Source organism: Parasedimentitalea maritima (assembly GCF_005771405.1).
GTDB lineage: Bacteria > Pseudomonadota > Alphaproteobacteria > Rhodobacterales > Rhodobacteraceae > Parasedimentitalea > Parasedimentitalea maritima.
Map to the genome: position 1 here is coordinate 218324 of NZ_VAUA01000006.1, position 25350 is coordinate 243673.

Below are 25350 nucleotides of genomic sequence, written 5' to 3' on the forward strand. Positions count from 1 at the left end.
ATCAGCATCAATGAGTAGGGTCCGTTTCCCCGCTTGGGCATACGTCCGAGCAAGTGAAAGTGCTGTTGTGGACGTGTCGGCCGATGTCCAGACAGATACAAACAAAAGCCTCTATGCCAAAGGTGGAAAGCGCTTCTTTGACCTTGTTCTGGCTCTAGTTCTTTTGCCAGTCATCGCACCAGTTGTAGCTATCCTCGCACTTCTAGTCCGACGCGACGGAGGCCCCAGCTTTTTCGGCCATAGTCGCATTGGGCAAAACGGTCGTGTTTTCAAATGCTGGAAAGTTCGCACCATGGTGCATGGCGCTGAAGAGCGGTTGCAGGCCTATCTCACCGACAACCCTGCCGCCGCTGCCGAATGGGAACGCGACCACAAGCTGACAAACGATCCGCGTATTACTCGTGTTGGTGATTTCCTGCGTAAAACCAGCTTGGATGAGTTACCGCAAATCTGGAACGTGCTGAAGGGCGAGATGAGTTTTGTTGGCCCACGCCCAATCGTGCGTGCAGAACTTGCTAAATATGGCATTTCGGCAAACGTCTATCTTAGTCTAAAACCTGGGATTACAGGTCCATGGCAAGTCTCAGGGCGCAATGACGTGAGCTATGATGAGCGAGTAGCGATGGACGTCGACTATAGTCTTCGTGGGTCTTTAAAATTTGATGCCGAATTGATCCTTCGTACCGGCATGGCAGTACTAGACCGAACAGGAAAATAGCACTGTTGAATCAGGGTGTCAGCCACATGGGATCAAGCTTCCATAGCTCATTGCTGACCATGTTCCGTCAATAAGCCAGTGATGCTTTCGCTTTTATCTGGCATGCAGGTGGTCAGCACGGGCACTACGAAAAGTCCTTTTTCAGTAGGTAATCATGCTCCATTTGGCTAGAATCTCTTAAAAACTTCTCTCCCTTGGGCTGAGGAAACGACCAAAAATCTATAAAGTAGTGCTCTCACCACAGAGCATATTCAACTCTCTTAAGTTCATTGAGGCCAATATGATTTATCCCGTAATTCTCTGCGGAGGTTCCGGCACAAGGCTGTGGCCTCTTTCACGTAAAAGCTACCCAAAGCAATTTGCCCCACTCATTAATGATGAGACTTTGTTCCAAGCCTCTGCACAGCGCTTACAGGGAGAAAAGTTTGCTTCTCCCGTGATTATGACAAGTTCTGATTTTCGCTTTATCGTTACAGAACAACTTGCCGCCATTGGGATCGACCCAGGTGCAATTCTGATCGAACCAGAACCCCGCAACACCGCCCCAGCTGTTTTGGCTGCGGCTTTACATATCAGTAAGAGCGACCCGGACGCGGTTATGCTGGTTGCACCGTCCGACCACGTTGTTCCTGATCGCGAGGCGTTTCAATCTGCCGTGCAAAAAGGCCTGACCGCAGTCACTGAGAATAAGCTCGTCACATTTGGTATTAGCCCAACCCATGCCGAGACAGCATATGGTTACTTGGAATTGGCGGCCGCACCAGATGGTGAAGGGTCGGCCGTCGACTTAGCACGGTTTGTTGAAAAGCCGCATGCCCGCAAAGCCGCCGATATGTTAGAGGCCGGAAACTTCCTTTGGAATGCCGGTATCTTCTTGTTTAAGGCCACTCAAATCATCGCTGCCTTCAAAGAATATGCGCCGCAAATGCTGGTGTCGGTTGAAGAGGCTGTCAACGAAGCTCAGACCGATCTTGGATTTCTGCGGCTGGCTAAGGATGCCTGGTCTAACACCGACAACATCTCCATCGATCATGCGATCATGGAGCGCGCCAAGAACTTGTCAGTCGTGCCATTTGACAGCGGCTGGTCTGATCTAGGAGGTTGGGACGCGGTCTGGCGGGAGAGCAACGCTGATAAGCAGGGCGTGGTCACCACAGGTGACGCCACTGCAATTGAATGCAAAAACTCGCTGCTACGTTCAGATAGCGACCGGCTAGAAATTGTCGGCATCGGCCTGAACAATATCGTGGCTGTGGCAATGAACGACGCCGTACTTGTTGCCGACATGTCGCGAGCACAGGAGGTTAAACTTGCGGTCAGTGCTCTAAAGGCCAAGGGCGCGACGCAAGCAGTGCAATTTCCCAAGGACCACCGACCTTGGGGTTGGTTCGAAAGCCTAGTGGTTGGCGATCGCTTTCAGGTTAAACGTATACATGTTCATCCCGGTGCGGCGCTCTCGTTACAAAGCCACTTCCATCGTTCAGAGCATTGGATTGTAGTCGAGGGCACTGCCCGCGTGACAGTCGATGATAAGGTGCGTCTCATAACTGAAAACCAATCAGTCTACATTCCTCTAGGTGCGGTTCATCGAATGGAGAACCCTGGCAAAGTGCCGATGGTTTTGATCGAAGTACAAACCGGGTCTTACGTTGGGGAAGATGACATTATCCGCTACGAAGATATTTATGATCGCCGAGAGGATGAAGCGAATTGAAGCCTTAAAAGTTTCAACTCAGCCGACCCTTTGAGGATGGATTGAATACACTTTCCTTAACTTAGGCTTCGCGGCCACGGGTAAAAATTACCGCGAAAGGCTATACACCAAGCCTTCGTCAGATCGACATGCCGGTCCGCCTATGATGCTGCGCCTCTGAAGACCCGGGCGAAACTCAAAGTGTGTCGTTTGATCTAGTACACAGCCGGAAAACAGGTATGACACTGCAACCAAGACGTTTTTCCAGCGCGCGATTACCTCGAACTAAGTAGCTGAGCAGCAGAAAGACCTTGGCAAAAACCAGGTGCAGAACACAACAGGTTGCTGGTGTTCAAATGGAGATTGCTCCTTAGATTATCGACGTGGCGTAAGGACCAAAATGCGCCCTTGTGTCGGACACTTCATCGGTTGTGGCAACACGAACCGTAACGTTAGTCAGTTGGCACTTGCCAGATCCCATGAAGCATTTGGGCAATAAGGGTTGAAGTTGAACAATATATCTCGTGCGGCTTACCTGTACGTCCTAGCGAGATATCGCTTTTTGGCTTAGCTCCATTTAGATAGACAGTGGAATGTAGCACCATTGGATGTGGCGCGCTTAATTCGGAACTAATTGGGGACGTTGTTTTGGATATTTCTTTGACAGGTTTAGACGATGTCTATCGAATTACCCCTTCGCGTTTTGGTGACCATCGCGGGTTCTTTTCCGAAAGCTGGAATAAGAAAACCCTGTCTGGGTTGGGGCTGGATCTACCAGAATTTGTGCAAGACAATCACTCTATATCGAGCAAAGTTGGCACAGTGCGCGGACTGCATTTTCAAAGTCCTCCCCATGCTCAGGGCAAATTGGTACGTTGTGGACGCGGCCGTATTTTTGATGTTGCCGTAGATGTGCGCAGGGGCTCGCCAACATTTGGTCAATGGATAGGCGAAGAGTTATCGTTTGAAAACGGTAACCAACTGTGGATACCTGCTGGTTTCTTACATGGGTTCATGACGTTGGAAGCTGATAGCGAGATCATTTACAAGTGTACTGACCACTATGCGCCCGAATGTGATGGTGCAATAAAATGGGATAGCTGTGGTGTCGATTGGCCGTTAGAGGGCATTACCCCAATTATCTCCGATAAGGACGAGAAGGCACCCACGTTTGAGACCTTCCAGACTCCATTCAACTACAAGGGTTAAATAATGAAGGTTTTGGTAACTGGCGGTGCAGGATTCATTGGCTCTGCGGTATTGCGGTTGGCCGTCGCGCGAGGCCACGATGTTGTCAATGTCGATGCACTAACCTACGCGGCTTGCCTTGAAAATGTAGCCGAAGTGGCGAATAGCCCTCATTATGCATTTGAACACGTTGATATTCGTGACCGCCCAGCACTCGACGTTGTTTTTACCCGCCACCAGCCTGACATGGTGATGCATTTAGCGGCAGAAAGTCACGTTGATCGCTCAATTGATGGACCTGGTGACTTTATCGAAACCAACATCACGGGCACTTTCAATATGTTGGAAGCAGCCCGAAAATATTGGACCGACGCAGGTAAACCAGAGAGCTTTCGTTTCCACCACATCTCAACGGACGAGGTTTTTGGTTCTTTGCCAAATGACCCGGACGTGCTTTTCACTGAAGAGACAGCCTATGACCCGCGGTCGCCCTATTCGGCTTCCAAAGCTAGCTCTGATCACCTGGTACGCGCCTGGCAAGAAACCTATGGCATGCCAGTTGTGCTGACCAATTGTTCGAACAATTATGGTCCCTTTCACTTCCCCGAGAAGTTGGTACCGGTTGTCATTCTTAATGCGCTGGCGGGGAAAGAACTGCCAATCTATGGGACTGGCGCGAATATTCGTGACTGGCTTTACGTTGAAGATCACGCAGATGCACTATTGTTGGTAGCCGAAAAGGGCGAAGTGGGTCGCAGCTATAACATCGGCGGTGAAAATGAGCGCTCCAATCTGGAGCTGGTCAAAGCGCTTTGTGCTATTTTAGATGATAGGCGACCCAAGCCGAGTGGCAGCTACGCTGATCAAATCACCTTTGTCGCCGATCGTCCGGGCCATGATGCTCGCTATGCCATTGATCCGACGCGAATTCGTGACGAATTGGGCTGGCGACCGTCGGTTACCGTCGAAGAAGGGCTCGCAAAAACCGTCGACTGGTACCTCGCGAATGAGGCGTGGTGGCGTGCCCTGCAAAATCGCCAGGGGGTTGGTGAACGGCTGGGTGTAAAAGCATGATCGTCTTTGGAAAAACGGGACAAGTCGCGACTGAACTGAGAAAGCTTTTGCCTACGGCCACATTTTTGGGCCGGGAGCAGGCGGACCTAAGTGATCCTGCGGCCTGTTACGCTGTCATTATGGCTGCGAAACCAGACGCGGTCATCAATGCGGCCGCATATACGGCAGTTGATAAAGCCGAAGAGGACACGGTGTTGGCCGCGTTGATCAATGGTGCTGCACCAGGGCAAATGGCAAAGGCATGTGCCGAGCTTGGCATTCCATTTGTTCATATTTCGACAGATTACGTTTTCGACGGACAGGGTGATGCACCCTTTAAAGCAGATCATCCCACCGCACCCTTGGGGGCATACGGGCGCACAAAACTGCAAGGTGAAGAAGGGGTGCGTGCGGAAGCAGGTACACATGCGATCCTGCGCACTTCCTGGGTGTTCTCTGCTCATGGAAATAATTTCGTCAAAACAATGCTGCGCCTTTCAGAGACGCACGACAACCTAACGGTCGTCGCAGATCAAACCGGCGGACCAACGTCAGCACGTGATATTGCCAAAGCCTGCGTAGAAATATCAAAGCAGCTTAAAACCGACCCAACGAAGTCTGGCACCTACCATTTTTCGGGATACCCCAATGTGAACTGGGCTGATTTTGCACGTTTAATTTTTGTACAGGCTGGTAAAACGGTGACGGTTGAGGGAATTCCTACTTCTGCTTATCCCACACCTGCAACCCGACCCTGTAACAGCCGACTTGACTGCAGCATGACCGAGACCATTTTTGGTGTTGCACGCCCAGAATGGAAAGACGCATTGTCCGCTTGTTTGAGCGAACTGGAGACTAAGTAATGACACAACGAAAAGGCATCATTTTGGCAGGAGGGTCTGGCACCCGCCTATATCCTCTGACCATGGCCGTCTCAAAACAGCTCATGCCGATTTATGACAAGCCCATGATTTACTACCCGCTCTCGGTGTTGATGCTGTCTGGAATTCGTGAAATTGCGGTGATTACAACGCCTGAAGACCAATCCCAGTTTAAGCGCCTATTGGGCGATGGCAGTCAATGGGGCTTGTCTCTGACCTACATCAAGCAACCGTCTCCAGATGGTTTGGCACAAGCCTATATTCTGGCCGAAGATTTTCTGAATGACGCGCCATCAGCTATGGTTTTAGGCGACAATATATTCTTTGGTCATGGCCTGCCGGAAATGCTCAAGGCGGCGGACGACAGGGACATCGGCGGAACGGTGTTTGGCTATCACGTGGCAGACCCTGAACGCTATGGCATTGTCAAATTCGATGCTAAGGGCACTGTTGAGCAGATCATCGAAAAACCTGAAACCCCACCGAGCAACTACGCTGTGACAGGGCTGTATTTTCTTGATGGTGATGCACCACGCCGTGCAAAAGATGTCAAAGCCTCTGAGCGCGGAGAACTTGAAATTGTCACGCTGCTGGAAAGCTATCTCAACGACGGCACACTTTCGGTTGAACGTATGGGGCGTGGTTTTGCCTGGCTTGATACCGGCACGCATGGCTCTTTGCTAGACGCCGGAAATTTCGTACGAACGCTATCCGAGCGGCAAGGTATGCAATCAGGTTGCCCAGAAGAAATTGCCTATCAGAACGGCTGGATCGACGATGCCAAAATGCGCGAACATGCGGATACGTTTGGAAAAACAAATTATGGTAAGTATCTGAAAAAGCTCGTCACTGAAATGCGCCCATAGATGATTGCGATGACCGAAATAGCCCTGCTTGTTCGGATAGGTTTAAGGCTCGGCTAAACAGCATTTGGGCTCGCCTTCATACAGCTTGTTTCACTCATTTATGGCCAAAGTCGATGTATGCAAGGTCCGGTTTATCTTCCCAGCCCATTCTTTTTTGCTTCGGGTGTTTCTCAACAAGTGAAGAAACTGGAGAAATTCCGATCTCTATTGCGCGACCAAGTTGCGGCGGCCAACAGATGAGTATGCCACAAACCCTGCTTCTTGGGCTTCTTCAGCACTATAGACATTGCGTAAATCTGCCATTTTTGCGGTTGCCATGCCTAACGCCAAACGCGACAAATCCAGAGCCCTAAATTCGTTCCATTCAGTCAGGACAACCACCAAATCTGCCTCAGAAGCCGCCTTATACACGTCATCATACCACTCGACCCCAGGTAACAATTCTAAACCTTCTCTATATCCATGAGGGTCCACGACCCGCACTTTCGCTCCGTTCCCCAAAAGTGCGGGTATGATGGTCAAAGACGGAGCTGCCCGCATGTCGTCTGTATTTGGCTTGAACGTTACGCCCAGAACCGTCACGGCTTTGCCGGAAAAACTTCCGTCACAGAGATCGAGCAGCTTTTCGATCATGCGGCGCTTTATATCTTCGTTGACCTGAATCGCGGCTTCAACCAACCGCACTGGCTGTGCATTCTCTTGACCAATACGGGCAAGCGCCGAGGTGTCTTTTGGAAAGCAGGACCCGCCATAGCCAGGGCCAGCATGAAGGAATTTGTTACCGATCCGACCATCCAGGCCGATGCCCCTCGACACCTCTTTTACATCCGCTCCGACACGCTCACATAGTGCTGCAATCTCGTTGATAAAAGTGATCTTGATAGCAAGGAATGCATTTGCCGCATATTTGATCATCTCAGCGCTTTCGCGGTCAGTGGTCAAAATTGAATAATCTCGAAGGTAGAGCGGACGGTAGATGTCTGCCATGACCTTTGATGCGCGCTCGCTTTCAGCACCCACAATCACCCGATCAGGCTTCATAAAATCATCTATGGCTGACCCTTCACGTAGAAACTCTGGGTTGGAGGCAACGTCAAAATCAAGGTCTGGGGCTGCACTACGAACGGTATCTTCGACCTGCTGATTAGTACCAACTGGCACAGTCGATTTAATGATGATTACGCTGTAATGCTTCAGCGTTTGGGCAACCTCGGTCGCTGCGGCCAGAACATAGGATAAATCCGCGTGACCATCACCCCGACGCGTCGGCGTTCCAACGGCAATAAAAACTGCGTCAGCCCCATCAAGCGCTTCAGGCAATTTTGTTGTAAAGGACAAGCGACCTGCTGCAGTGTTCTTTGCCAGGAGGACATCTAGACCGGGTTCGTAAATCGGCAACTCACCCTGCTCAAGTGTTTCTATTTTTTTGGGATCTTTATCTACGCAAACCACATGATGGCCAAAATCTGAAAAGCAGACGCCGGAGACGAGTCCAACATATCCAACACCAATAACTGCAATCTTCATATGAGGTTGCCTTGCAGGAGGAATTTTGACCAATATTGCCATCTAAATATTGATTTTCAAAGCAGTTTAATGCCGCGACAACGGCAACCTTCTGGACTGCACTAGAAAGCTACGAACCGTTTCCCCTACACTTTTCAAAGTTGTGCATTCCAACCGCCATAGATCAACAGCCGGGTTAGCGAGACTTTTGAGGATTTTAGGGAACCAACCGTAACCATCGGCCAGTTCCGCATAGCCCGGTATCTGTCCGTCAAACTAAGACCATGGTCATATACCAACTTGCCACTGCGTTCGTTGAACTAGGTCTATCTCAGCCTATTTTCAGTTTCACCATCAAAGAACAACGCGTCCGCTTCATCAAAATCAACAAGAAGGGTGCTGCCTTCTGGAATTTCACGGTCGTCACGGGTTTCAACAATCAATTTGGAACCATCACCCACCACCAGATAGTCATACGAAATGCCACCTAAGTGCTCGCGAATATCCAATTTAATATCAGAGTCACCTTCGGTGATAGAAAGATGTTGAGGGCGGACTCCGACATACACCGGGTGGCCTTCTCCGGGTAAGTTGACTGAGGTTTTAACGATCCGGTTACCCAAAGCCGGGACACGGACAGCGCCACCCTCAACAACACCCTCGACAAAATTCATACTCGGTGAACCGATAAATCCAGCAACAAATTTGTTATCCGGGTCGCGGTACAGATCCATCGGTTTCCCAACCTGTTCAATGCGGCCGGCGCGTAGCACCACAATCTTGTCGGCTAGGGTCATTGCCTCGACCTGATCATGTGTCACGTAGATCATCGTGGCGCCAATTTTGTTGTGCAGACGGGCAATCTCAACCCGCATATCAACGCGCAACTCAGCGTCCAGGTTGGACAGGGGCTCATCGAACAAGAACACTTCGGGGCCACGAACAATCGCCCGGCCAATTGCAACACGTTGACGCTGCCCCCCGGACAGCGCTTTCGGTTTGCGACTTAGATAGTCGTCGAGCTTTAGGATGCGGCTGGCCTCACCCACCTTTGATTTGATCTCATCTTTGGGATGGCCATTCATCCGCAGACCAAACCCCATGTTTTCTTCGACCGTCATATGCGGGTACAAGGCATAGGTCTGGAACACCATTGCCACCCCACGGTCCGATGCATCAAGATGGGTAACGTCGCGATGGCCAATTTCGATTTGACCGTCCGTGGTTTCCTCGAGACCCGCAATCATCCGCAGCAAGGTAGACTTGCCACAGCCCGATGGGCCGACAAAAACACAGAACTCTCCGTCATCAATGCTCAAGTCAACACCATGGATAACCTGGGTTTCGCCATATTTCTTGACAACCTTCTGAAGCTTTACGCCGGTCATGTGTTTATCTCCTGAAACTTATGTAGGGAATTGCCACGGCGTGGCTTCGTTGCCGATGCGGGCGGTTGCATCCAGCAGCGCCTCGCGAAAGGTCTGCAAGCTTTCAGGCGAATGGCGCGACGTCGAACTGGCAATGGAGACTGCCCCAACGACTTTACCATTGCCTAACAAAATCGGGGCGGCGATGCTGATGATGCCCTGTTCGTGCTCTTCCCGGTCATAGGCTAGGCCTTCTGCGCGGATCTGGACAAACTCTGCCTTCAGGCTTTCGACGTTATCGTGAGTATTCTGCGTATATTTGACAAAGGCCTGCTGCTTCAGGGCACGTTCCAAGCGTTCCGGAGACATAAAGGCCAAAATGGCTTTGCCAACCCCGGTACTGTGGGCCGGTGCAACACGTCCGGTCTGGGCCAGTGTCTCAAACAGGGCAGAGGCACGCCGCTTGTCAACAAACAGAACCTGTCCATTCTCCATTTGCGCGAGATGAATAGTTTCATTGGCCGCAGCTGCCAGCTCGTCCAGAATTGGGGCAGCAACGGAAGACAACGACGATTGGCTCCAGGCTGAATGTGCCATGCGCACCAAACGTAGCCCAAGCGAATAAGTCTGCTGATCCGAGTCGTAATGCAGCATCTCTTGATTCGTTAGAGTTTGCAGAAATCGGTACAAAGTGGCCTTGGGATGCGGAGAGTCCGCCAATAGCTCACCAAACCGAACAGGGCGGCTCTTTGCAGCCACCGCATCAAGAATTTCCAAAGCTTTACCAACGGTTCCGTCACTCGATCCCTTGGTTTTGTTTGGTTCAGTCATCGTTCTCTCCGGCTTTCTCAATCGCATCCCGCGTCGAGAGTGTTGACATCGTTAAGCTGTTTCCAGCATAGTTTCAATAGTTGAGATTTGGTTTCATTATTTGGAACTAAATCTGAATGTCAAGAGGGAGGAACTCATGCTTAAGAAACTCACCACGGCAGCGGCAGCGATTGCCCTGACCACAGGCCTTGCATCACCTGCGATGGCCGAACTGAATGGCACACTGAAAATCTTTTCGGATATGTCGAACCCAGCACCGCGCGCCGTCATGGAAGGCCTGGCATCGGATTTTGATGCACTGCATCCAAACCTGACGGTCGAACTGACTGTCATTGACCGCGAAGCCTACAAAACCCAAATCCGCAACTTCTTGTCCGCAAACCCGCCCGATGTTGCGAACTGGTATGCCGCCAACCGTATGGGTCCATATGTATCTGCCGGTCTGTTCGAAGATGTCAGCGATCTGTGGGAAGAACCCGCAATTGCTGACAATCTTGCATCGACAAAATCGGCGATGACCATCGACGGCAAGCAATGGGGCGTGCCCTATACCTACTATCAGTGGGGCGTTTACTACCGCAAAGACATCTTTGCTGAGCTAGGTCTGTCAGAACCGTCCAACTGGGACGAGGAACTGGCCAACTGTCAGAAAATCGTCGACTCGGGCCGCGCTTGTTACACTATCGGGTCCAAATTCCTGTGGACTGCAGGTGGCTGGTTTGACTACCTGAACATGCGCACCAATGGGTTTGATTTCCACATGCAGCTGGCCCGGGGTGAGGTCGAGTGGACTGACGACCGTGTCCGTCAGACATTTGCCAACTGGCGTCAGCTGATCGACATGAATGGTTTTGTTGCCAACCACCAGACCTACAGCTGGCAAGAAGCCCTGCCCTTTATGGTCAACGGTGAAGCCACTGCGTATCTGATGGGCAACTTTGCCGTTTCGCCCCTGCGTGAAGCAGGCCTGGATGATAGCAAACTTGATTTCTACCAGTTTGTTGAAATCAACCCGGACGTTGAAATGGCCGAAGACGCGCCAACCGATACGTTCCACATCCCAGCCAAGGCTGAAAACAAAGAAGCCGCGCGTGAGTTCTTGCGCTTTGTCGCGTCCTCAAGTGTTCAGACCAAGATCAACTCGGGTGGGGCTCTTGGTCAGTTGCCTGTGAACGCGCAGTCTTCGGTTGATGCTGACAAGTTCCTCGAACAGGGCTTTGACATGTTGTCATCAAACAGCCCCGGCGGTGTAGCCCAGTTCTTTGACCGGGATTACCCAGCCGAAATGGCAGCCGTTGCCATGGAAGGGTTCCAGGAGTTTATGGTTATCCCGGATAATCTGGACGAAATCTTGGAGCGCCTCGAGTCGGTGCGTCAGGACGTCTACTAAACGATTAAAACCCGGCAGGGCGGTTTACTCGCCCTGCCCCTTTATTTCGCTGCAATAGCGACTGCGCAGGATACTGATCAGATGAGTAATGCTCCTCAAGCCTCGGCCCGGGCTAAGACGTTCCGCCCTGGGTTTATGGCACGTAACCGACAGGTCATCACGCCACTTCTGTTTCTAACCCCTGGCATTCTGTTTTTCCTGTTTTACGTGATTTTCCCAGTCATCCAGAGTTTCAACCTGTCTTTTTACAAATGGGACGGGCTGGGCGAAGCTGAATATGTCGGACTGAAAAACTACAAGAAATTGCTAACTGACCGGGCGTTCGAAGTTTCGCTATGGAACAACTTCAAATGGCTGATCCTATACCTGTTGGCGATACCGGCGGGACTGTTCATTGCGCTGTTTCTGAACCAAACAGTAACAGGTATTCGCCTGTACAAGTCTTTGTTCTTTTTCCCTTTTGTGATTAGTCAGGTAGTTGTTGGGCTGGTGTTCACATGGTTCTACGATCCAACTTTTGGACTCCTCAATACGATTTTGGAACAGTTTGGGCTGGAGCCCCTAAACGTTCTGGGTGACCCAAACCTGGCCACATATGGTATTATTCTTGCAGGTCTTTGGCCACAGACAGCTTATTGCATGATCCTCTACCTCACAGGTTTGAACGCAGTTGATCCCGAGCAAATTGAGGCCGCGCGATTGGATGGAGCCAAGGGGTGGCGGATGTTATGGCATATAATCATCCCACAACTGCGCCCCGCGACGTTCATTGCCTTTGTGGTCACTATCATCGGAGCGTTGCGCTCGTTTGATCTGATATCGATCATGACATACGGCGGCCCATTTGGATCTACCCGCGTATTGTCCTTCTATATGTTTGAAAAAGCGCTAAGCGAATATGGCTTCCGCATGGGATATGGCGCAGCAATCGCCGTTGTACTGTTTGTCATCATGTTGGCCTTTATCGCCTACTTCCTGTGGTCGATGTACCAAGACGAAAAAGGGGCACGCTGATGTTTCCCAGACCTATCGAAAAATCCTCCCGCAGCTGGCAGATGACCTATCAGTCGCTGTTGCCCGTTGCATTAACCCTGTGGCTGCTGCCGTTGATTGCCGTTGCCATTTTTTCTGTCAAACCAGACACCGATTTCACATCGGGAAATTATTGGGGAATGCCGAGTTCATTCGAAGGCTTCAACAACTACGGCAAGGTGTTTTTCGCCTCGGATATGCCACGCTATTTGATGAACTCGATCCTGATCACAGTCCCAACCGTCATTGGCGCTGTTGCCCTGTCTTGCATGACCGGCTTTGCCCTTGGAATTTACAAATTCCGCGGCAACCTGATCCTGTTCTTCATGTTCATCGCTGGCAATTTTGTCCCGTTCCAGATCTTGATGGTTCCAGTCCGCGATCTGACATTGGATTTAGGCTTGTATAATACCAAGACCGGCCTTGTACTGTTCCATATAGCGTTTCAAACCGGGTTCTGTACTCTGTTTATGCGCAACTTCATCCGGGCGCTTCCCTATGAGTTGATCGAAGCAGCCCGGGTCGAGGGTGTCGCGGAATGGCGGATTTTCTGGTACGTTGTGCTGCCGCTGATGAAGCCCGCGATTGCCGCGCTGTCTGTGTTGATCTTCACCTTTATCTGGAACGATTATTTCTGGGCCGTGGTGCTGACCCAAGGCATTGAAAGCCAACCTGTGACCGCAGGCATTACATCTTTCAACGCGCAGTATCGCGCAGCCTATCATCTGATGAGCGCGGGCTCAATCGTGGCTGCCCTCCCCCCCGTGGCGATGTTCTTCTTGATGCAGCGCCACTTCATTGCTGGTTTGACACTGGGAGCGGTGAAGTGAGCAAAGAAACACAAGTCTGGCGAATCGATGCGCCGGGGCAAACTTTGGTTCTGTCCTCGAACGGTGGGCTTCCCGGCGCGGTCTACTGGGGGCCTGCTCTGCCAGCCGCAGCGGATCTGAACGCAATCGCCAGTGCTGCGATCCGCGATGTTACTGGCGGCATGATCGACAGCCTGCCGACATTGACCCTGTGTCCACAAGCCGCCGATGGCTTTCAAGGGCAGCCTGGATTGATCGCTTACCAAAACGGCAAACCGCTGCATCCACAGTTCAGACTAACCGCAACTGACGGTCAGTGCTTTACCTGCCATGATGATGTCTTGGGACTGACCCTGTTCTTTGATTTTGAGCCAGTTGGCGACACGCTTGCTGCCATGTCAACGCTGGTCTCTGACGATGAAATCACCTTGCATCACCTGTCCGCACCTGTGGTTCCCGGTCCGCAGATGGGTCAGGAAATCATCGATTTTGCAGGGCGATGGATAGGTGAGTTTCAACTGCAAAACACGCCTTGGCGCGCCGGTGTCCATATGCGTGAATCACGCACGGGCAGGTCCGGGCACGAACATCCATCGCTGGCCTATTTCCCCGAAACTGGGGCAACCAACACAAGCGGCACCGTGTTTGCTATGCACTATGGCTGGTCTGGTGGCCATGTCATGTCCGCCGAAGAACTGCCGGATGGACGCCGACAAATCCAATGGGGTCACGCAACCGGGACCCAACGCATAGGAACCAAGTTCATAACCGCGCCGCTTTATCTGAGTGTCTCTGAAACGGGCCTCAACGGATGCGGAGTGGCCTTTCAGCGCCTGTTGCGCGACCACGTTGTAACCGGGCCGAACGCTGACCGCCCACGCCCCGTACATTACAACTGCTGGGAAGCGGTCTATTTCGATCACGACCCCGATATTCTGACTGACATTGCCACCCAAGCCGCAGAACTTGGTGCAGAGCGGTTTGTACTAGACGACGGCTGGTTTGGACATCGTGATGATGACACCTCATCGCTTGGCGATTGGGAAATCGATCCACGCAAATGGCCAGATGGACTAACGCCATTAATCCAACATGTTCAAAAGCTGGGCATGACGTTTGGCATCTGGTTTGAGCCGGAAATGGTCAACTTGGACAGCAATCTGGCGCGGGCCCACCCGGATTGGATACTTGGGCCGTCCAACCAGATCGAAGGGCGCCAGCAGCGGGTGCTGGATTTGTCGAACCCGGATGTCCGCGACCACTTGTACCGCAAAATTTCCAGGATCTTGTCATCCAACGACATCGACTACATCAAATGGGATCATAACCGGCTGCTGCCCATCGCTGATGCCGCGCAGACAGAGGGCGTGTATGAATTGCTTTTGGATCTCCGCACGGCTTTTCCATTAGTCGAAATCGAAAGCTGCGCGTCGGGGGGCGGACGGATTGATGCAGGCATTCTTAGTCTGACCCAGCGGGTGTGGCTGTCAGACAGCAACGATGCGCTGGAGCGACTACGTATTCAGCACGACTCTGCGCTGTTGCTCCCCGCTGCGATCACCGGCAGCCATGTGGGACCGCGCCAATGCCACACCTCTGGCCGGACACATGACATTCACTTTCGAGCTTGGGTGGCAGCGCAGCGGCACATGGGGTTCGAAATGGACCCGCGTGAGCTGAGTGTGGAAGAGGCGGATGTTCTGCGTCGCGTGACCAGATGGTGGAAATCCAATAGAGATTGGCGAATGGGGGCGGACATTCTACGATTAGACAGCGCAGATCCCAGCGTCATTGCCGAACAACAAATGGCACAGGATGGCAGCCAGTTTGTGGCTTTTGCGGGCAAAGCCGCCACCGGCACCCAAATCCTGCCACGCCCATTACGTCTGACCGGTTTACAACCTCACGCCAATTATGAAATCGATCTCATAAACCGCCACGAGATCCATCACCTGTCACGTGGATCAACTCCGCTGAAAGAGGGTCCGCTGACCCTGGACGGCCAATACCTGATGCAACACGGGCTCACCCTGCCCTGGTCATTCCCAGACCGCATGTGGGTGATCGAAGGAAGACGGATATGACCAAAAAAAGGCGCAGCAGCGCATGGTATGGCAAACATGACAAAGACGGATTTATTCACCGCAGCTGGATGAAGAACCAGGGTTTTCCAGATCACGCATTTGATGGCCGACCGGTTATCGGCATCTGCAACACCTGGTCTGAGCTCACTCCTTGCAATTCGGGCCTGCGCGATCTGGCTGAGGGCGTAAAACGCGGCGTTTGGGAGGCCGGCGGGTTTCCTGTCGAGTTCCCGGTGATGTCGCTGGGTGAAACCCAGATGAAACCCACCGCGATGTTGTTTCGCAACCTTCTGGCCATGGATGTCGAAGAGTCAATCCGCGCCTACGGGATTGATGGTGTTGTGCTACTGGGGGGCTGTGACAAGACCACACCGGGTCAGCTGATGGGTGCCGCCTCGGTCGACCTCCCCACCATTGTTGTCAGCTCAGGGCCGATGCTGAATGGCAAATGGAAAGGTAAGGATATCGGTTCTGGCACAGATGTCTGGAAATTCTCCGAGGCTGTGCGCGCAGGGGAAATGACGCTTCAGGATTTCATGAACGCTGAAAGCGGTATGAGCCGCTCCAAAGGCGTTTGCATGACCATGGGTACGGCCTCGACCATGGCCTCGGTCGTCGAGGCAATGGGCATGTCCCTGCCCACCAATGCCGCGCTGCCTGCCGTGGATTCCCGCCGCATGGCGTTGGCACATCTGACTGGCAAGCGCATTGTGGAAATGGTCGATGAAGACATCAAGCCTTCGGATATCATGACGCGCGAAGCCTTTGAGAACGCCATTCTGGCCAATGCAGCGGTTGGTGGGTCTACAAATGCAGTGGTTCACTTGCTGGCTATGGCTGGTCGCGTTGGCGTTGATCTTGCGCTGGACGATTTTGAGCTGGGCAGCGAAATCCCGTTGTTAGTCAATTGCATGCCATCAGGTAAATATCTGATGGAGGATTTCTGTTATGCGGGCGGGATGCCTGTGGTGCTGAGTGAACTTGTCAAGCAAGGGCACCTTCGCAATGCACAGACCGTTCTGGGTGGTGATATTCATGCCTATGCCGATGGGGCCGAGTGCTACAATGACGATGTGATCCAAAGTTTCGACAGCCCGGTCAAACCCGCTGCAGGTCTGCGGGTGCTTCGTGGAAATCTGGCACCACGTGGGGCCATCATCAAACCTTCGGCAGCTTCGGATCACCTGCTGGACCACGAAGGTGAAGCCTATGTGTTCGATAACATCGAAGACATGAAAGCCAATATCGACCGCGACGATCTTCCGGTGACGGCAGACAGCATTCTGGTGCTCAAAGGCTGCGGTCCCAAAGGCTATCCGGGTATGCCAGAGGTCGGCAATATGCCTATCCCGCGCAGGCTGATCACCCAGGGTATCAAGGATATGATCCGTATCTCGGATGCACGGATGTCAGGCACGGCCTTTGGTACCGTCATTTTGCATGTCAGCCCCGAGGCGCAGGCAGGCGGACCGCTGGCGCTTGTTAAAACCGGCGACCGCATTCGCGTCTCAACCAGCACTGGCGCATTGGAACTGCTGATATCTGACGCAGAGATGGACGCCCGGCGCGCCAGTTGGCAACCGGATGAACCCCATTACACACGTGGGTATGCCAAGATGTATGTCGACCACGTTTTACAGGCCGACAAAGGCGCTGATCTGGATTTTCTGGTGGGCAAAGATACCCGCCCTGTCACGAGAGAGAGCCACTAATGCAATCCTCAGCTACATTTCATGATCTCAATGGCGCTTCAGTTTTCATCACCGGCGGTGGGTCCGGTATTGGCGCGGCCCTGACCGAAGGTTTTTTGCGGCAGGGTGCCAAGGTTGCCTTTGTCGGGCGGTCGGATGCCAGTGAATTCGTGGATCAGATGGAACAGGAAATCGGTGCGCGCCCCTTGTTCATTCAATGTGACATCACCGACATTCCCGCGTTGCAGGCCGCCATCGGTCAAAGTGCCGAGGCCCATGGCCCCATCAAGATTCTGGTGAACAACGCCGCCAATGACCAGCGCCATCAAACCGCCGAAGTGACTGAAGAGTTCTGGGACTGGTCGCAGGAGATCAATCTAAAGGCCTATTTCTTCGCCTGTCAGGCCGTTGCTGATGGCATGAAACAACTGGGCGGCGGGTCGATTATCAATTTCTCATCGATCAGTTACATGATGGGCAACGCGGGCTATCCTGCCTACGTCACCGCCAATGCCGGCATCAATGGACTGTCACGGGCACTGGCACGCGAGTTTGGTCCTGACCACATCCGCGTGAATGCATTGGCCCCCGGCTGGGTGCTCACCCAAAAACAATTGGACCTCTGGGCTGACCCCGATGCATTGGCCGCACATCTGGACCGCCAGTGCCTGAAGGACCATCTAGAACCGCAAGATATTGTTGACGCCGTGTTGTTTATGGCTTCACAGACCAGCAAGATGATGACCGGACAGACAATGGTCGTCGATGGTGGCGTAGTGGTAACTGGATAATGACACAGACAACTGAACAACTGACTTGGATCGCAGCAGACTGGGGCACATCAAACCTGCGAATCTGGCTGATGGCAGACACAGGCGATGTTCTGCGCCGGGTCAGCGCAGACTGCGGTATGGGCAACCTGACGCCGGATCAATTTGAGCCAGCATTGATGAAGCTGATCGCTGAACATCTGCCAAATGAGCGTACTGTCCCGGTTGTCATCTGCGGTATGGCCGGGGCGAAGCAGGGCTGGGCAGAGGCGCCTTATGCTGCAGTGCCCTGTGAACCGCCCAACGCGACAACGGCCACCAGGATCAAAACCAAAGATAACCGAATTGATGTCTACATCCTGCCCGGAATTAAACAAAACGGTCCCGCCGATGTTATGCGCGGCGAAGAAACCCAAATTGCCGGTTTTCTGGCCGCCAACCCCAAATTCGACGGGGTAATCTGCCTGCCGGGCACCCACACAAAATGGGTCCATATCAGTGCGCGCGAAGTGGTCAGTTTCCGCACCTTTATGACCGGAGAGCTGTTCGCGCTGATCGCCGATCAATCAGTATTGCGCCATTCCACAGCATCCCGTGACTGGGATGCCGAAGCCTTTGCCGCTGCTGTGGATGATGCCATGTCCAATCCGGCGACATTGGCGTCAAAGCTGTTCTCGGTCCGTGCGGAATCCCTGCTGCACGGACAAAGCAACGCGGTAGGTCGCGCCAAGGTGTCAGGCCTGCTGATCGGCGCTGAACTGGCAGGCGCACGTCCTTATTGGTTAGGGCAAAACATCGTCATCCTTGGCGAAGATGGCCTTTCATCCGCCTATCAAGCCGCTTTGTCCGCACAGGGATTACCGGTGCAGACAGTACCATCAGAAACCATGACTTTAGCCGGCCTCTGCGCCGCTTACTTGGCCCTAGAAAGCAAACCTCTATGACCCGCGAAATCATCGCCATTCTGCGCGGTATCCAACCGCACGAGGCCTGCGCCATTACGGATGTCCTGATCGAGGCTGGCATCACCAAGATCGAGGTGCCGCTAAACTCACCTCAACCACTGGACAGCATCGCTGCGATGCTTGCCCACGCAGGGGATCGGGCAACCATTGGGGCCGGTACGGTTTTACAGGTCGACGATGTTGCCAAGCTGGCCCGGATCGGCGCTCAGATGGTGGTTTCGCCAGATTGCTGCGCAGATGTCATTTCGGCGACAAAATCCGCAGGCATGTTGTCTTATCCCGGTGTTCTGACCCCAACCGAAGCCTTTGCCGCCCTGCGTGCCGGGGCCGACGGCTTGAAATTCTTCCCGGCCTTTAAACTGGGAATAGACGGATGCTCCGCGCTTAAGGCGGTTTTGCCACCGGTGGTAAAAACATATGCTGTTGGCGGGGCTGGGCCGGACAATTTTGCCGATTGGCAAGGGGCAGGTATTACCGGTTTTGGCATTGGCACCGGCATCTACAAACCTGGCTTCAGCGCTCAGGATGTTGCAGCGCGCGCCGCTGAAATCGTCGCGGCTTATGACAAGGCATTTGCATGACAACGGCCCAGATCTTTAGTGACACCCGTTGCACCTTGGGAGAAGGCCCCCTGTGGCATCCCGAGCGCCAACAACTGTTCTGGTTTGACATTCTTTCCATGCAGTTGCTTACGGTTGTTGATGGCGAGCAGCGGCATTGGCAGTTCGACGAATGTGTTTCTGCGGCTGGTTGGGTGGACCACGACACCCTAATTTTGGCCAGCGCTTCCGCCCTTTGGCGGTTCGATATCAAAAGTGGCGAACAGGAATACCTGATCGCGCTAGAAGCCGACAATCCTGTCACCCGGTCCAATGATGGCCGGGCTGATCCCTGGGGTGGATTCTGGATTGGTACCATGGGGTATAATTGTGAACCCGGCGCAGGGGCGATCTATCGCTATTATCGGGGCGCACTGCGAAAACTGGTGCCAAACGTCACCATCAGCAATGCCATCTGTTTTGCCCCAGACCGATCCTGCGCATATTACACGGATACCGCCAAAGGTCGTATTTTGCGACAACCTCTGAACGCAGATGATGGCTGGCCTGAGGGCAAACCTCAGCTCTTTGTTGACCTGTCGGGTCAGGATTTTGGCCCAGATGGCGCGGTCGTGGATGCAGATGGCAACCTGTGGAATGCACAATGGGGCGCATCACGTGTGGCCTGCTATACAGCGGATGGCGGGTTCAAAACCGCCCTGCCCGTTCCTGCGAAACAGGCCTCCTGCCCGGCCTTTGGCGGTGCAGATCTTACAACATTGTTTGTGACCACTGCTGCCGAAGGCGATGACGCGCCAGAAGCGGGCCAAACTTACCTATTCAAATCGGATGTCGCTGGTCAACGCGAACACCAAGTTCTTCTCTGAGGTCCTTATGCAGCGCACTCTCGGCACCTGCTATTACCCTGAACACTGGCCTTCAACGATCTGGGCTGACGACGCCCGTCGCATGGTCGAGGCTGGCCTGACCTGGGTCCGCATCGGCGAATTTGCCTGGTCACGGATAGAGCCCCAACCAGGGCAATTAAACTGGGATTGGCTGGATCAGGCGATCGATGTGCTTGGGCAAGCCCGTTTACAAGTTGTGCTAGGAACACCAACAGCAACGCCACCTAAATGGGTGCTCGACAAACATCCCGACATGCTTGCGGTAGATGCAAACGACAACCCGCGAAAATTTGGGTCTCGTCGACATTATTGCTTTAGCCATGCGGGTTATCTGGGTGAATGCCGCCGTATTGTGACCCTTCTGGCAGAACGTTATGGCCCAAACCCTTATGTCGCGGCTTGGCAGACGGACAATGAATACGGTTGCCACGACACGGTCATTTCTTACTCCAATGCCGCACGCGATGCCTTCCGCCATTGGCTGCGTGAGGAATTCCACAATACCAACGGCAATGCGGGTGATATCGACGCATTGAACAGCGCCTGGGGCAATGTATTCTGGTCGATGGAGTATTCCGATTTCGACGATATTGATCTCCCCAACTTGACGGTAACAGAGCCCAATCCATCTCATGCACTGGCGTTTCGACGGTTCAGCTCGGATCAGGTTGTTGCCTTCAATCGCGTGCAGTCGGACATACTCCGCGCCCATTCGGCGGCACCGATCGCCCATAATTATATGGGTCGGATTACCGAATTCGACCATTACAAGGTGGGCGCAGATCTGGATATCGCCAGCTGGGACAGCTACCCGCTTGGCTTTCTCGAAGATCGTGTTGGCGCATCTCCCGAGCACCAACGTGCCTATGCCCGTCAGGGCGATCCGGATTTCCAAGCCTTTCACCATGATCTGTACCGCGCTGTCGGGCGCGACCGCTGGTGGGTGATGGAACAACAACCGGGCCCAGTGAACTGGGCGCCCTACAACCCAGCCCCTTTGCCCGGTATGGTTCGTCTGTGGACTTGGGAAGCCTTTGCCCATGGGGCGGAAGCGGTCTGTTACTTCCGCTGGCGACAGGCGCCTTTTGCGCAAGAACAATTGCACACGGGCATGCTGCGCCCCGATAGCGTTGATGCGCCGGCGATTGTTGAAGCAAGACAGGTTTCAGCTGAACTGGCCGCGGCGCCAAAAGTGCAGCCCTATCGCGCACCTGTTGCACTGATCTTCGACTACGAAGCCGATTGGGCCTGGGCGGTACAGCCTCACGGGCAGGATCTCAGCTACTTCGGCCTGATCTTTGACACCTACCGCGCCCTGCGGCGGGCGGGATTGTCCGTGGACATTCTACCATCGGACAGCAAAGCATTTGATGACTACTCTATGATCCTGGCACCGGGCCTGATGCATATGTCCGACACGCAAAAGAAAGCGCTCGCCAACAGTTCTGCACAGGTGGTGATCGGGCCTCGCTCTGGCGCGCGCGACAATAACATGGTCATTCCAACCCCAATGCCCCCTGCCCTGCCCGGTTTGGATGTGACCGTAGCCCGTGTTGAAAGCCTGCGGCCGGACATGCCAATACACCTAAAAGGCGGCGGCGCTGTGACCGGTTATTTCGAAGAAGTAGAGGGTACAGCTACAGCCACGTTACAAACTGAAGCCGGACAAGCCGTGCTAATGAACACTGATAACGTCTATTATCTAGCTGCATGGTTGGATGATCAAGGGATGGATCGAATGGTCGGTCTCATTTGCCAGGCGGCAGGGGTTAGAACCATGTCCCTCCCCGAGGGCATTCGCATCCGAGACACTGCAACCGAACGATTCTGGTTTAATTATTCAACGATCCCCATAAAAACAGACGTTGGAGAACTCCCCCCCGCTGACGTAGTGCGCGTTTCCAAGGAATAGGCCCTATAGTTGGGGCAGCAGTTTACATGGCAAGTGATCAAAGCCCGGAGCCATAACAAGCCGGCGCTACTCTAGCCCGCATAACCAAACAGTCTCGGCAAAGCCAATACCAGCCCCGGCCACAAAACCATGCACAAGAGCGCCAGGACCAGAACTCCCAAAAACGGCCAGACTTCGCGGATAATTTCAGACAACGGGATGCGAGTGACCGCAGTGATAACAAACAGCAGGATACCATAGGGCGGCGTGATCAGACCAATCATACAATTGACGATGGCGACAACACCGAAATGCACCATATCAATCCCCAACTCACGACAGGTTGGAATGAACAATGGAATTATTACCAGAATAATCGTCGTCGCATCCAGAATGCAGCCAAGCAACAATAGCAGTACATTCACGCCAAGTAAGAACATCAGTGGATCAATATCCAACCCAACCAGATGTTCAGCCAACAGGCTGGGGATGTTCTCCGACGCTACAATATAGTTGAGGATCAGCGCACCACCGATCACTAGGCCAATGGCCGCAGAAGAACGGGCGCTCTCAACCAGGATCTGATACATGGCCTTCATTGACAGTGCGCGATAGAACAACGCCGCCAGCATCAGAGCATAAAATGCTGCAACGGCTGCAGCTTCGGTTGGGGTCGTGACGCCCCCGTAAATACCATACAGCAGGATTGCTGGCATCAACAAAGCCGGAAACGCATTCAAGGTGCGCCGTGGCAATTCAATGAGTGGCACTGGTTCTTCCAGTGCAAAGCCACGTCGCTTTGACATCCATAGGTTCACGGCCATCAGGACAGCACCCATAAACAAACCGGGCAAAATACCACCCAGGAACAAATATCCAATCGATGTGTTGGAGACGAGTGCATAAAGGACCATTGGAATCGAGGGTGGGATAATTGGCCCGATCGTCGCCGAGGCCGCGGTGATTGCGGCGGCATATCCACGTGTGTATTGGCCACTTTTTGTCATCATTTCTATGATGATTTTCCCGATGCCTGCAGCATCCGCCACAGCCGAGCCAGACATTCCCGAGAAGATCAGGGACGCCACAACATTGACATGTCCCAACCCACCGCGAAACCGACCAACCAGCGCCACACAAAAGCTTAGCAAACGATCGCTAATGGTGCCTGCATTCATGATATTGGCAGCAACAATAAACAGTGGAACTGCCAGCAGGATAAAGCTTTGGTACAGCCCATCCATCAGCACCTTGCCAGCGATACCAATGCCCTGCCCGGCAGCAAGAAGGTACAATAACGCCGCAATTAGAATAACGTAGGCAATCGGCGCGCCAATCCCGGCAAGGACAATGATCGTCCCAAGGCAAAGCATAAATTCAAAAGTCATTTCAGAGAGGAATCCATTGCATCGTTTGTCGGATCATCCACGCCATAACGGATTGCATGGTAGGCGAGCCAGGCGAACCGTAGCGGCACCACGATCAGAAACAGGGCATAAACCAAATACACATCGCGCATGCGGACCCAATCTCCAAACAGCGAAGATAAGGTCGCGGTTTTCTTGAGCCGTAGAACATAGAACTTGGACCAGGTCGGTTCCAAGGACGCCAGCAGCCCAACAGCAATCACCAGACTAAAAATGACGAAAAACCCTCTGCGCACCTTGGGTCGCACGGAGTTGTAGAGAATATCAAAGGTCACGTGATCCTGCTGCCGAACAACAAACGCGTTGCCCCAGAACACCAACCAGACCCACAAAAACAAACAAAACTCCAATGTCCATCCATAGCGAGACGGCTCCATGAACGGGAACATCTCAGCCAACCAGGGCAACTGGGCGCTATATCGAATAACGATTTGAAGGATGAACGTCAGGAACATCAACCCCACCAGCGACGCAGCAACCGCATGGGTAAAGCCAGTGAACAATTTCGGAAGTCGGCTCATCGGCAGGGCTCCAAACGGGGCACAATAGCAGTAGGGGTTAGGGCAATCTTGGATGTGGCCAAACTTCAATACAAGTGAGGCAGGGAATGACATGCTCCCCTGCCCTGCTTGGTGTCAGTATTTTCAGTTACCAAGCGCGTTGATTTTGTCCAGTACACCTGCAGGCCAGGATGCGGCAAATTCGGTTCCAACATACTGCGCCTGAACGTGTTCACGGAACGCCGCCAGATCAGGTTCATAAACGGACAGACCCTGTTCCTTCAGGAAGGAAACCAAATTGGCTTCTTTCTCAAGTTGCGCAACTCGGCCAGATTCAGCTGCAGCATCTGCAGCAGACTGGAGCGTCGCTTGCTGCTCACCGGTCAGCCCATCCCAAGTGGACTTGGACATTGCGATATAGTTCAGGTCAACCAAGTGCGACGTCAGAGCAATCTGCTTTGTTACTTCATAGAATTTTGCGTCCACAACAGTTGGCAGTGGATTGTCCTGACCGTCGACCGATCCAGTCTGCAAGGCTGTGTACACTTCAGTGAATGACATCGGCGTTGGGTTTGCACCAAGCGCTTTTCCCAGAAACTGCCAGGCATCTGTGCCCGGCATCCGCAAATTCACACCAGCCAGATCTGCGGGATTGGTAACTGTCAGTTCATCCTTTGTCTGGCGCAGGTTTACATGGCGCCGCCCCAAATACATGACCGACAATAGCTTAACGTCCAACTCGGCTTCTGCTTTGGCCTTAAAGCCATCCATCAGGGCATCGTTGAAAACCGCAACCTGATGTGCCGCATCCTGGTGGACATAGCCGGTCGCGAAGATCGAAAATTCAGGGAAGAACTGTGCCAATTCCTGTGCCGAAGTGATCGACATTTCCAAATCGCCCGACGCAATCGACTCTAGCTCGGATCCCTGAGCAATCAGTGAGGCGTTATAATGTGGCTCATAAGTTGCAAACTCGGCAACGGCAGGGGCAAACACTTCGGCCAGCGACACGGAGCGCTGATCGGTTTCAGATGCAGGTGTCGACATCCGCAGGGTGACATTATTGTCATCCGCAAGCGCGGTGCTTGCGAGCAGGGCGATGGTCAACGTACCAAAGGCGCGTCGGGTTGTTTTCATGATCACAGAATTTCCTCCACCAATATTTTCCGGGCCAATTAAATCTACCCAGGTCAGATTAAAATCTGGTCAGAACAGAACAGCAAATGGCGGTTCAGTCCAGA

At 53.0% G+C, this 25350-nt stretch carries 22 protein-coding genes; 16 read left to right on the top strand and 6 right to left on the bottom strand.

Annotation, left to right across the window (positions count from 1 at the left end; translation table 11 throughout):
* The first annotated feature begins 10 nt into the window (after window positions 1-10).
* The 6 genes from FEE96_RS13455 to rfbA all read left to right on the top strand — a co-directional run bounded on the left by FEE96_RS13455 (window position 11) and on the right by rfbA (window position 6399).
* Window positions 11-718 carry a sugar transferase gene (locus tag FEE96_RS13455; RefSeq protein WP_138163613.1) on the top strand — a complete coding sequence of 236 codons (708 nt, stop codon included), beginning with the start codon at window positions 11-13 and terminating at the stop codon, window positions 716-718.
* A gap of 280 nt (window positions 719-998) precedes the next feature.
* Window positions 999-2432, top strand: a complete 1434-nt coding sequence (locus FEE96_RS13460; protein WP_138163614.1) for a mannose-1-phosphate guanylyltransferase/mannose-6-phosphate isomerase — start codon at window positions 999-1001, stop codon at window positions 2430-2432.
* Window positions 2433-3059: 627 nt separating this feature from the next.
* Window positions 3060-3620 carry a dTDP-4-dehydrorhamnose 3,5-epimerase gene (rfbC, locus tag FEE96_RS13465; protein WP_138163615.1) on the top strand — a complete coding sequence of 187 codons (561 nt, stop codon included), beginning with the start codon at window positions 3060-3062 and terminating at the stop codon, window positions 3618-3620.
* A 3-nt stretch (window positions 3621-3623) separates the two neighbouring features.
* A complete protein-coding gene (gene rfbB, locus FEE96_RS13470; RefSeq protein ID WP_138163616.1) occupies window positions 3624-4673 on the top strand; it encodes a dTDP-glucose 4,6-dehydratase in 1050 nt (349 codons plus the stop codon).
* Entirely contained in the window at window positions 4670-5515 is an 846-nt protein-coding gene (gene rfbD / locus FEE96_RS13475; RefSeq protein ID WP_138163617.1) for a dTDP-4-dehydrorhamnose reductase, read from the top strand. Before rfbB ends, rfbD begins: the two co-directional genes overlap by 4 nt.
* Window positions 5515-6399, top strand: a complete 885-nt coding sequence (rfbA, locus tag FEE96_RS13480) for a glucose-1-phosphate thymidylyltransferase RfbA (protein WP_138163618.1) — start codon at window positions 5515-5517, stop codon at window positions 6397-6399. The genes rfbD and rfbA overlap by 1 nt, the downstream gene beginning before the upstream one ends.
* Window positions 6400-6603: 204 nt before the next feature.
* On the opposite strand, the gene FEE96_RS13485 is transcribed toward rfbA, so the two are convergent.
* The 3 genes from FEE96_RS13485 to FEE96_RS13495 all read right to left on the bottom strand — a co-directional run bounded on the left by FEE96_RS13485 (window position 6604) and on the right by FEE96_RS13495 (window position 10103).
* The gene (locus FEE96_RS13485; RefSeq protein WP_138163619.1) at window positions 6604-7926 is read right to left on the bottom strand and encodes a UDP-glucose dehydrogenase family protein; all 1323 of its coding nucleotides are present in this window, start codon (window positions 7924-7926) and stop codon (window positions 6604-6606) included.
* Between the two features lie 305 nt (window positions 7927-8231).
* Window positions 8232-9293, bottom strand: a complete 1062-nt coding sequence (locus FEE96_RS13490) for an ABC transporter ATP-binding protein (RefSeq protein ID WP_138163620.1) — start codon at window positions 9291-9293, stop codon at window positions 8232-8234.
* Window positions 9294-9311: 18 nt separating this feature from the next.
* The gene (locus tag FEE96_RS13495) at window positions 9312-10103 is read right to left on the bottom strand and encodes an IclR family transcriptional regulator (protein WP_138163621.1); all 792 of its coding nucleotides are present in this window, start codon (window positions 10101-10103) and stop codon (window positions 9312-9314) included.
* 136 nt (window positions 10104-10239) lie between these two features.
* On the opposite strand from FEE96_RS13495, the gene FEE96_RS13500 reads away from it, so the two are divergent.
* The 10 genes from FEE96_RS13500 to FEE96_RS13545 all read left to right on the top strand — a co-directional run bounded on the left by FEE96_RS13500 (window position 10240) and on the right by FEE96_RS13545 (window position 22203).
* The gene (locus FEE96_RS13500; protein WP_138163622.1) at window positions 10240-11493 is read left to right on the top strand and encodes an ABC transporter substrate-binding protein; all 1254 of its coding nucleotides are present in this window, start codon (window positions 10240-10242) and stop codon (window positions 11491-11493) included.
* 81 nt (window positions 11494-11574) lie between these two features.
* Window positions 11575-12507, top strand: a complete 933-nt coding sequence (locus FEE96_RS13505; RefSeq protein ID WP_138163623.1) for a carbohydrate ABC transporter permease — start codon at window positions 11575-11577, stop codon at window positions 12505-12507.
* A complete protein-coding gene (locus FEE96_RS13510; RefSeq protein WP_138163624.1) occupies window positions 12507-13355 on the top strand; it encodes a carbohydrate ABC transporter permease in 849 nt (282 codons plus the stop codon). Before FEE96_RS13505 ends, FEE96_RS13510 begins: the two co-directional genes overlap by 1 nt.
* On the top strand, window positions 13352-15418 hold the full coding sequence (locus FEE96_RS13515) for an alpha-galactosidase (RefSeq protein WP_138163625.1): 2067 nt from the start codon (window positions 13352-13354) through the stop codon (window positions 15416-15418). Before FEE96_RS13510 ends, FEE96_RS13515 begins: the two co-directional genes overlap by 4 nt.
* Window positions 15415-17130 (top strand): IlvD/Edd family dehydratase, encoded by a 1716-nt coding sequence (locus FEE96_RS13520; RefSeq protein WP_138163626.1) that lies wholly within the window; start codon window positions 15415-15417, stop codon window positions 17128-17130. The genes FEE96_RS13515 and FEE96_RS13520 overlap by 4 nt, the downstream gene beginning before the upstream one ends.
* Window positions 17130-17900 (top strand): SDR family NAD(P)-dependent oxidoreductase, encoded by a 771-nt coding sequence (locus FEE96_RS13525; protein WP_138163627.1) that lies wholly within the window; start codon window positions 17130-17132, stop codon window positions 17898-17900. Before FEE96_RS13520 ends, FEE96_RS13525 begins: the two co-directional genes overlap by 1 nt.
* A complete protein-coding gene (locus tag FEE96_RS13530; protein WP_138163628.1) occupies window positions 17900-18823 on the top strand; it encodes a 2-dehydro-3-deoxygalactonokinase in 924 nt (307 codons plus the stop codon). The genes FEE96_RS13525 and FEE96_RS13530 overlap by 1 nt, the downstream gene beginning before the upstream one ends.
* A complete protein-coding gene (locus tag FEE96_RS13535; protein ID WP_138163629.1) occupies window positions 18820-19425 on the top strand; it encodes a 2-dehydro-3-deoxy-6-phosphogalactonate aldolase in 606 nt (201 codons plus the stop codon). Before FEE96_RS13530 ends, FEE96_RS13535 begins: the two co-directional genes overlap by 4 nt.
* Window positions 19422-20270 (top strand): SMP-30/gluconolactonase/LRE family protein, encoded by an 849-nt coding sequence (locus FEE96_RS13540; protein ID WP_138163630.1) that lies wholly within the window; start codon window positions 19422-19424, stop codon window positions 20268-20270. Before FEE96_RS13535 ends, FEE96_RS13540 begins: the two co-directional genes overlap by 4 nt.
* A gap of 7 nt (window positions 20271-20277) precedes the next feature.
* Window positions 20278-22203, top strand: coding sequence for a beta-galactosidase (locus tag FEE96_RS13545; protein WP_138163631.1), 1926 nt, complete (start codon window positions 20278-20280; stop codon window positions 22201-22203).
* A gap of 71 nt (window positions 22204-22274) precedes the next feature.
* Here FEE96_RS13545 and FEE96_RS13550 read toward each other — a convergent pair whose 3' ends face one another.
* From FEE96_RS13550 to dctP, 3 genes are all read right to left on the bottom strand, one after another.
* A complete protein-coding gene (locus tag FEE96_RS13550) occupies window positions 22275-23570 on the bottom strand; it encodes a TRAP transporter large permease (protein WP_138163632.1) in 1296 nt (431 codons plus the stop codon).
* Window positions 23567-24130, bottom strand: a complete 564-nt coding sequence (locus tag FEE96_RS13555) for a TRAP transporter small permease (protein ID WP_138163633.1) — start codon at window positions 24128-24130, stop codon at window positions 23567-23569. The genes FEE96_RS13550 and FEE96_RS13555 overlap by 4 nt, the downstream gene beginning before the upstream one ends.
* 123 nt (window positions 24131-24253) lie before the next feature.
* Window positions 24254-25252 carry a TRAP transporter substrate-binding protein DctP gene (dctP, locus tag FEE96_RS13560; protein ID WP_425467315.1) on the bottom strand — a complete coding sequence of 333 codons (999 nt, stop codon included), beginning with the start codon at window positions 25250-25252 and terminating at the stop codon, window positions 24254-24256.
* Window positions 25253-25350 lie beyond the last annotated feature (98 nt).

What these genes read in the sequence shown, in the direction of transcription:
- FEE96_RS13455 (WP_138163613.1), top strand. Translation starts at nt 11, where the DNA reads ATGAGTAGGGTCCGTTTCCCCGCTTGGGCATACGTCCGAGCAAGTGAA.
- FEE96_RS13460 (WP_138163614.1), top strand. Translation starts at nt 999, where the DNA reads ATGATTTATCCCGTAATTCTCTGCGGAGGTTCCGGCACAAGGCTGTGG.
- rfbB (WP_138163616.1), top strand. Translation starts at nt 3,624, where the DNA reads ATGAAGGTTTTGGTAACTGGCGGTGCAGGATTCATTGGCTCTGCGGTA.
- rfbD (WP_138163617.1), top strand. Translation starts at nt 4,670, where the DNA reads ATGATCGTCTTTGGAAAAACGGGACAAGTCGCGACTGAACTGAGAAAG.
- rfbA (WP_138163618.1), top strand. Translation starts at nt 5,515, where the DNA reads ATGACACAACGAAAAGGCATCATTTTGGCAGGAGGGTCTGGCACCCGC.
- FEE96_RS13485 (WP_138163619.1), bottom strand. Translation starts at nt 7,926, where the DNA reads ATGAAGATTGCAGTTATTGGTGTTGGATATGTTGGACTCGTCTCCGGC.
- FEE96_RS13490 (WP_138163620.1), bottom strand. Translation starts at nt 9,293, where the DNA reads ATGACCGGCGTAAAGCTTCAGAAGGTTGTCAAGAAATATGGCGAAACC.
- FEE96_RS13495 (WP_138163621.1), bottom strand. Translation starts at nt 10,103, where the DNA reads ATGACTGAACCAAACAAAACCAAGGGATCGAGTGACGGAACCGTTGGT.
- FEE96_RS13500 (WP_138163622.1), top strand. Translation starts at nt 10,240, where the DNA reads ATGCTTAAGAAACTCACCACGGCAGCGGCAGCGATTGCCCTGACCACA.
- FEE96_RS13505 (WP_138163623.1), top strand. Translation starts at nt 11,575, where the DNA reads ATGAGTAATGCTCCTCAAGCCTCGGCCCGGGCTAAGACGTTCCGCCCT.
- FEE96_RS13510 (WP_138163624.1), top strand. Translation starts at nt 12,507, where the DNA reads ATGTTTCCCAGACCTATCGAAAAATCCTCCCGCAGCTGGCAGATGACC.
- FEE96_RS13520 (WP_138163626.1), top strand. Translation starts at nt 15,415, where the DNA reads ATGACCAAAAAAAGGCGCAGCAGCGCATGGTATGGCAAACATGACAAA.
- FEE96_RS13525 (WP_138163627.1), top strand. Translation starts at nt 17,130, where the DNA reads ATGCAATCCTCAGCTACATTTCATGATCTCAATGGCGCTTCAGTTTTC.
- FEE96_RS13530 (WP_138163628.1), top strand. Translation starts at nt 17,900, where the DNA reads ATGACACAGACAACTGAACAACTGACTTGGATCGCAGCAGACTGGGGC.
- FEE96_RS13535 (WP_138163629.1), top strand. Translation starts at nt 18,820, where the DNA reads ATGACCCGCGAAATCATCGCCATTCTGCGCGGTATCCAACCGCACGAG.
- FEE96_RS13540 (WP_138163630.1), top strand. Translation starts at nt 19,422, where the DNA reads ATGACAACGGCCCAGATCTTTAGTGACACCCGTTGCACCTTGGGAGAA.
- FEE96_RS13545 (WP_138163631.1), top strand. Translation starts at nt 20,278, where the DNA reads ATGCAGCGCACTCTCGGCACCTGCTATTACCCTGAACACTGGCCTTCA.
- FEE96_RS13550 (WP_138163632.1), bottom strand. Translation starts at nt 23,570, where the DNA reads ATGACTTTTGAATTTATGCTTTGCCTTGGGACGATCATTGTCCTTGCC.
- FEE96_RS13555 (WP_138163633.1), bottom strand. Translation starts at nt 24,130, where the DNA reads ATGAGCCGACTTCCGAAATTGTTCACTGGCTTTACCCATGCGGTTGCT.